We start from the raw sequence: 7,824 nt of genomic DNA, 5'->3' as shown, positions 1-7,824 counted from the left end.
TTTTTCTACGGCGGCCTGAAACAAATCCGGTTCGATGCCGCACGGTCAGCCGACGCGGGAGGCCTCGAAGATGCTGTCGATCGTGGCCGCGAGTGTCGCATTGAATTCGCTGTCGGTCTGACCCTGCGACAGGCCTTCGGTCATGGCGCGCGAGAACGAGGCGATCACCCCGCTGTTGGCGCTGAGCAGGCGATTGGCCTCATCGCGGGAATAGCCGCCCGACAGTGCAACGACGCGCATGATGCGGGGGTCGTCAACCAGCGGCTTGTAGAGATTTGCCACGGTGGGCAGCGACAGCTTGAGCATCACCCGCTGGCCTGCGGGCATGGTGTCGAGATGCCGCTGGATTGCCGCCAGCAACAGCTCTTCAGCCTCGGCCTTGTCGTCGATCTTGATGTTTACTTCCGGCTCGAGGATCGGCATCAGCCCGTGACCGAGGATCTGCATGCCGATTTCGAACTGCTGGGCGACGATTGCCTCGATACCGTCCTTGTCGGCGGCATTGATGACCGAACGCATCTTGGTGCCGAAGATATTCTTGGCGAGCGCCCTTTCCAGAAGAGCGTCAAGATCGCCCATCGGCTTCATCAGCTGAACGCCGTTTTCTTGCTCCATCAGGCCCTTGTCGACCTTCAGAAACGGTACGATTCCGCGTTTGTCCCAGAGATAATCGGCGGTCGGAATTCCGTCAATCTCGCCATCCATGGTGCGCTCGAACAGGATCGCGCCGATCACCTTCTCGCCGGTGAAGGCGGGGGATTTGATGATGCGGGCGCGCATGGCGTGGATCAGTGCGTACATCTCCTGCTCGCTCGAATAGGCGTCTTCGGCTACACCGTAGATTTTCAGCGCTTTCGGTGTTGAGCCGCCCGACTGGTCGAGTGCGGCGATGAAGCCGTCCTTTTCCGCCATCTGTTTCGCCATTGTTGCATTCATCATGCCTGGTCCCCTGTTCAACTGCGTCTTGGGGGCTGCTTTAACAGATGCCGCAACGGGAAGAAAATAGGCATGCGGATGCTTGAATCGATTGAAATGCATTCAATCGATTGAAAATAAACACGTTTTCCAAACATGCCTAACGGCATTCGACTCGTCGGGGAGCCTTGCCGGCCGGATCAGGTCTTGAGAACGTCGACGCCGGGCAATGGCTTGCCTTCCATCCATTCCAGGAAGGCGCCGCCCGCGGTGGAGACATAGGTGAAGTCCTCAACCACGCCGGCATGGTTGAGTGCCGAGACGGTATCGCCGCCGCCGGCAACGGAAACCAGAAGTCCTTCCCGGGTGCGGCTGGCGGCATGCTGGGCAGCCGACACTGTGGCCGCGTCGAAGGGCGGGATTTCAAAGGCGCCGAGCGGGCCGTTCCAGACCAGCGTGTCGGCCTTGGAAATCCAGGCGTCGACTGAAGCGATGGATTTTGGTCCGACATCGAGCATCATCGCATCAGCGGGGATGGCCGTGACATCGACAGTCTCGTTTTCGGCGCCTGCCTTGAATTCGCGCGCCACCACACCGTCAACAGGCAAAACCAATGCGCAGCCTGCGGCGGTGGCCTGGGCTTCGATCTCGTTGACGGTCGCGGCGAGATCGTGTTCGCACAGGGATTTGCCGACATCGATGCCGCGGGCGGCCAGGAAAGTGTTGGCCATGCCGCCGCCGATCACCAGCGCATCGACCTTTTTCACCAGGTTCTTGAGCAAGTCGATCTTGGACGAGACCTTTGCCCCGCCGACGATGGCCACCACCGGCCGGGCCGGCTTGCCGAGACCTTTTTCCAGCGCGATCAGTTCTGCCTGCATAGTGCGCCCGGCATAGGCGGGCAGCAGATGCGCCAGGCCTTCTGTCGAGGCGTGGGCGCGATGGGCCGCGGAAAACGCGTCGTTGACGAAAATGTCACCGTTTTGCGCCAGCGCCTTGGCGAATTCCGGATCGTTCTTTTCCTCGCCCTTATGGAAGCGGGTATTCTCCAGGAGCAGCACATCGCCGTCGACCATGGCGTCAACGGCCTTTTGCGCGGTTTCGCCGATGCAATCGGCCGCAAAGTGGACGCGATGATCGAGAACATTTTCGACAATGCCGGCGATCGGGTCAAGCGACATCGAAGGGACGGCCTCGCCCTTGGGGCGGCCAAAATGTGCCAGCAGTATCACCCGTGCGCCCTTGCCCGACAGTTCCATGATGGTGGGCGCAACCCGTTCGATCCGGGTGGTGTCGGTAACCTTGCCATCCTTGACCGGCACATTGAGATCGACGCGCAAAAGTACGCGCTTGCCGGAAAGGTCGGTTAGGTCATCGAGGGTCTTGAAGGCGCTCATTGCATATTCCGATCGTCAGTTTGTGTCCTGCGGGATTTCGGCGCGGAGATTACACCGCCCGCGCCGCGACGCAAGCCGATGAAGGGGAAAACCCGTTGCGGCTTCACGCCTCAGTCCCGGCGTTTTCTGGCGTAATCCCGTGTCATCTGAATGATACCGCGCAAGTTCAGGAACAAGGGCAGCCGGGTTGCGGGAGCAACCGGTTCAAGCGAAATTCCGACCGTTTTGATCTGACCGTGTTCGTCGGTCTGGCGGACGATAAGAACGATGCGTCCGATCTTGACCCGGTCGGCGTAGTCCGGCTTGCCGCCCAGGCGCTGTTCCATCAGTTCGGCAATGGTCAACGCCTTCTCGGCGGCGTTGAGCAATCCCGGGCCATAAGCGCTGTCGAGTTCCTCGCTGCTTCTGGATGGATCAATCGTGAACGTGCCGAAAAACTCGTTGTCATCCTCGCCGACGGCCACTTTGGAAGCAAACAGCCGGTCGAGCAGGCGGGAAAATCCGGGGGCGATGAACAGATAGACCTGGTCGTTTTCGCGCAGCCGTCCGGCATATTGATAGCGCATGGATTTGCCATCGCGAATGACCAGCGACGGACGAGCCCAGCGGGGGATCCTCTCGCCGCGCAGAACCGGGCTGTCGGCGACCACCCGGTAGGCCAGGAGTTCGTGACTGGCGGTGCCGGGCAGATCCAGTTCGAGCTTGTCGATGGCGCCGATCTGCGGAGGAACGATCAATCCCAGCCGGTTCGCCATTGGTTTGACCGTCCAGCCCTGTATGCCGAGTGAAACCATCACCACGATGAAGGTGGTGTTGAAGTAGAGTTGCCCGTTCTCGAGATTGCCGAGAATGGGCAGGATTGCCAGCAGGATGGAAACCGCGCCACGCAAGCCCACCCAGGCGACAAATCCGGTTTCGCGCTGCGTGAAGTCAAATGGCAGCAGGCACAGCCAGACCGCCAGAGGGCGGGCAATGAAGACAAGAAAGATGGCGAGGCCGATGGCGGGAAGAATGATCTGCGGAAATTGCGATGGCGTCGCCAGCAGCCCAAGCACGAGGAACATGATGATCTGCGCCAGCCAGGTCATGCCTTCCTGAAAACGCATGATTGAAGCCTTGGGCTGGATCTTCTTGTTGCCGGCATAGATGCCTGCCACATACACCGCCAGAAATCCGCTGCCACCGATTGCCGAGGTGTAGGCGAAGACAAGCAGCGCCAGCGCCAGAACGAAGATCGGAGCCAGCCCTCGCTCAACCGGAGCCCGGCGAATGATCTGGACAATCAGAACCCCGCCAAGGAAGCCCATTACCAGGCCGAGGCCGATTTGCTTGACGAACAAGATCAGGAGATCGAGACTTGCTCCATCGAGGCTGTCGCCGCTCGCCAAAAGGCCGACCAGAGCGGTGGTCAGGAATATCGCCATCGGGTCGTTGGTTCCGGATTCGACCTCCAGCGTGGATCTGACCCGGTCATGGATATTGATGCCGCCGGTGCGCAGCAGGAAAAACACCGCGGCGGCATCGGTGGAGGCAACGATTGATCCGAGCAGAAGCCCTTCCAGCCAGGAAAAACCGAGCAGGAAGCGGGCTGCGACCCCGAACAGGATGGCTGTCAGCAATACGCCGGCGGTCGCCAGCGTCAGTGCCGGTATGGCCGACTGCCTGAAGGAGTGCATCGAAGTGCCGTAGCCTGAATCAAACAGGATGATCGCCAACGCGATCGACCCGAGCATATAGGCGGCGGAGTTGTTGGAGAAATCGATGCCGAGGCCATCGACGCCCGCAAGCAATCCGATGAGCAGAAAGAGCAGCAGCAGCGGGGCTCCGAAGCGTTCGGCCAGAAGACTTGAAAATGCAGCGATGAGAATGAGCGACATTGAGGCCAGTGTCACTATGTAGAACGTGTCCAATCATCGCCCTTTCTTCAGGTAGTCGCCATCGGCCTGCCGGTTTTGTTCAGGTCCAGAGTATGGAAGGAGGTTGCATTGGGATCAATGATTCCGGTGGTGCAGAAACTGCAATTTCAACAAAACAAGGTGAGATTTGGGCCGAATCGGTCACCTTGTTGAATAGAACCCGACGCCGATTGTGCTCTCGCCGGAATCAACATCGCCACCGTTCTTTCGAGCGGTGGCGATGCGATGTTCAAGTGACTTTCCGGTTGCCGCTATCGGACAATCCGCTGGCCGGCTTCAGATCAGCTTCGCCATGGCGACGGCGGTGTCGCCCATCCGGTTGGAAAAGCCCCATTCATTGTCATACCAGGTCAGGATGGAGCAGAAGGTTCCGTCCATCACCTTGGTCTGGTCCATGTGGAATACGGACGAATGCGGGTTGTGGTTGAAGTCGATCGAGACATTCGGCTCGTCGGTGAAGCCGAGAACGCCCTTGAGCGGGCCATTGGCGGCTTCGCGGATCGCCTTGTTGATCTCCTCAACAGAGGTTGAGCGCTTGGCGATGAACTTCAGGTCAACGACCGAGACATTCGGGGTCGGCACGCGGATGGACATGCCATCGAGCTTGCCGTTGAGTTCGGGCAGCACCAGGCCGACAGCCTTGGCCGCACCCGTGGAGGTCGGGATCATCGACATCGCAGCAGCACGGGCCCGGTAGAGGTCCTTGTGCATGGTGTCGAGCGTCGGTTGATCGCCCGTGTAGGAGTGGATCGTCGTCATCATACCTTTTTCAATGCCGATGGCATTGTTGAGCACAAAAGCGACCGGCGCCAGGCAGTTGGTCGTGCACGATGCGTTGGAGACAACGAGGTCTTCCTTGGTCAGCACATCGGTGTTGACGCCATAAACGATGGTCTTGTCAGCGCCAGCCGAAGGCGCGGAGACCAGAACCCGCTTGGCGCCCGCTTCGAGATGCAGCGCGGCCTTGTCGCGGGCGGTGAAGATGCCGGTGCATTCCATCACGATGTCGATGCCGAGGTCGCCCCAGGGCAGGTTCTTCGGATCGCGCTCGGCGAAGACCTTGAACGAATCGCCGCCTTCGATGCGGATGGTGTCGCCATCGACGTCGACGGTCTTGGGGAATTTGCCGTGGACTGAATCCCAGCGCATCAGATGAGCGTTGGTCTCCACCGGGCCAAGGTCGTTGATCGCCACGACGTCGATATCCTGGCGGCCTGATTCATAAATCGCACGCACAACATTGCGGCCGATGCGGCCAAATCCGTTAATGGCAATCCTGGTCTTCATGCTATTCCTCCGTCCTGGGTCCGAGTGCGCCTGTATCTGTCAGATATCAGGCTTCGTCATGTAAGCGGGCTTCGACCGCGGCCACAGCGGCCTCGGCGGTGATGCCGAAATGCTCGTAGAGTTCCTTGTAGGGTCCGGAAGCACCGAACCCGGTCATGCCGATGAACAGGCCGTCCGAGCCGATAAACCGGTCCCATCCCTGACGGATGCCCGCCTCGATGGCGATCTTGATCCTGGAATCCCCGATAACCGCGCGTTTATACTCCATGGTCTGCTCTTCGAACAACTCGAAGCATGGCACGGAAACCACACGCGTGGTGTGACCATTCGCCTCAAGCATCTGGCGCGCCTCCAGCGCGATCTCGATCTCCGAGCCTGTGGCGAAGATTGTTACCTCGGCTTCGCTGGCGGACACAAGATCATAGGCGCCGTAGGCACAGAGGTTTTCCTCGGTGAAATCGGTGCGGATGGTGGGCAGGTTCTGACGGGTCAGCGCAAGGCCGCTGGGACGCTTCTGCTGTTGCAGGGCGATATGCCAGCATTCGGCGGTCTCGACTGCGTCCGCGGGGCGGAACATCAGAAGATTGGGGATGGCGCGCAAGGCGGCCATCTGTTCGACCGGCTGATGCGTGGGGCCATCCTCGCCAAGGCCGATGGAATCATGGGTCAGCACATGGATGACACGAATGCCCATCAGTGCCGCCAGGCGGATGGACGGCCGGCAGTAGTCGGAAAAGATCAGGAAGCCGCCCGAATAAGGGATCAGGCCGCCATGCAGCGCGATCCCGTTCATCATTGCGGCCATGCCATGTTCACGAATGCCGTAATGAATGAACCGGCCGGAAAAATCATCCGGCGTGATCGCCTTGGTCTGGCTGGTGCGGGTGTTGTTGGAACCGGTGAGGTCGGCCGACCCGCCAAGGGTTTCAGGCACCACGCCATTGATGACTTCGAGCGCCATTTCCGAGGATTTGCGGGTGGCGACCGCCGGCAGGTCTTCGGTGAGCTTCCGTTTGTAGGCGATGATTGCCGGGTCCAGGCCGCCCGGAAGTTCGCCGCTCATGCGGCGTTCGAAGGCGACGCGGACATCGTTTTCGGCCTCTGCAAGGCGGGATTCCCAGGCCTTGCGGTCCTTGACCGAGCGGAGGCCGGCCAAACGCCAGGCGTCAAGGATATCGGAAGGCACCACGAAAGGCTCTTCATCCCAGCCCAGGGCTTTGCGAGCGCCGGCGATTTCCTTGTCGCCGAGCGGCGAGCCATGGGCGCCACTGGTTCCCGCCTTGGAAGGCGCACCAAAGCCGATCACTGTCTTGGCGGCGATCAGCGTTGGACGGTCGGACTTCTGCGCGGCCTCAATGGCCTGGGAAATGGCGTCTGGATCATGTCCGTCAATATCGAGCGTGTTCCAGCCCGAAGCCGCAAAACGCGCCAGCTGGTCGGTGGAATCCGTCAGCGATACCGGCCCGTCGATGGAAATCGAATTGTTGTCCCAGAACAGGATCAGCTTGTTGAGCTTGAGATGGCCAGCCAGAGAAATAGCTTCCTGGCTGATGCCTTCCATCAGGCAGCCATCGCCGGCGAGCACGTAGGTGTAATGCTCGACCAGACCGGATCCGAATTCGGCAGCGAGCTTGCGCTCGGCGATGGCCATACCGACTGCGTTGCCGATACCCTGACCCAGCGGTCCCGTGGTGGTTTCAATGCCCGCCGCATGGCCATATTCCGGATGGCCGGCGGTCGGGGATCCCAGCTGCCGGAAATTCTTGATGTCATCAAGCGAGATGTCGTCATATCCAAGCAGATACAACAGGGAATAGATCAGCATCGAGCCGTGGCCGGCGGACAGGACAAAACGGTCGCGGTCGGGCCAGTCGGGCTTTTTCGGGTCGAATGTCAGATAGCGCGAGAACAGCACTGTGGCCACGTCGGCTGCGCCCATTGGCAATCCCGGGTGCCCGGACTTGGCTTTTTCAACAGCATCCATGGATAGAAACCGGATTGCATTGGCCATCCGGTCGTGTTTTTCGCGTGAAATCATGATGGTTCCGCTCAGTCGCGTTCAGTCAGTTCCGGACCCCTAAGGGGACCGGATCGATGGCCGCGCACACATAGCACTTGCTTCGCCGGAGTCAACAAAGGCGTCGGTCGCAGACGGTTGGGGATGCGGTGCCAGGGGAATCGGGTGAAGCAATCATCTGGCGATGATGCTTGCAAGGAAATCGTCGTCCCAAGCGGCGACTTTTCGTCTGAGGCGCAGCGAGTCCTTTCCGGGGGTCATTCGGATGAGGTTGTGGGCCATGTGCTTGAGC

General features: G+C 59.9%; 5 protein-coding genes. All 5 read right to left on the bottom strand.

What is annotated here, in order from left to right:
- Positions 1 to 45: 45 nt before the first annotated feature.
- Complete coding sequence (locus tag ABJN75_RS18870) at positions 46 to 939, bottom strand: fructose bisphosphate aldolase (RefSeq protein ID WP_348441143.1); 894 nt, start codon at positions 937 to 939, stop codon at positions 46 to 48.
- A 176-nt stretch (positions 940 to 1,115) separates the two neighbouring features.
- Positions 1,116 to 2,312: a phosphoglycerate kinase gene (locus tag ABJN75_RS18865; protein WP_348441142.1), complete on the bottom strand. Its 1,197-nt coding sequence runs from the start codon at positions 2,310 to 2,312 to the stop codon at positions 1,116 to 1,118.
- 110 nt (positions 2,313 to 2,422) lie between these two features.
- A complete protein-coding gene (locus ABJN75_RS18860) occupies positions 2,423 to 4,222 on the bottom strand; it encodes a potassium/proton antiporter (RefSeq protein ID WP_348441141.1) in 1,800 nt (599 codons plus the stop codon).
- 282 nt (positions 4,223 to 4,504) lie between these two features.
- Positions 4,505 to 5,515, bottom strand: coding sequence for a type I glyceraldehyde-3-phosphate dehydrogenase (gap, locus tag ABJN75_RS18855; RefSeq protein WP_348441140.1), 1,011 nt, complete (start codon positions 5,513 to 5,515; stop codon positions 4,505 to 4,507).
- A 46-nt stretch (positions 5,516 to 5,561) separates the two neighbouring features.
- On the bottom strand, positions 5,562 to 7,553 hold the full coding sequence (gene tkt, locus ABJN75_RS18850) for a transketolase (protein WP_348441139.1): 1,992 nt from the start codon (positions 7,551 to 7,553) through the stop codon (positions 5,562 to 5,564).
- Positions 7,554 to 7,824: the final 271 nt, after the last annotated feature.

The sequence above is a fragment of the Hoeflea sp. genome, assembly GCF_039975035.1.
Classification (GTDB): domain Bacteria; phylum Pseudomonadota; class Alphaproteobacteria; order Rhizobiales; family Rhizobiaceae; genus Hoeflea.
This window is presented reverse-complemented; position numbering and strand designations above follow the sequence as displayed.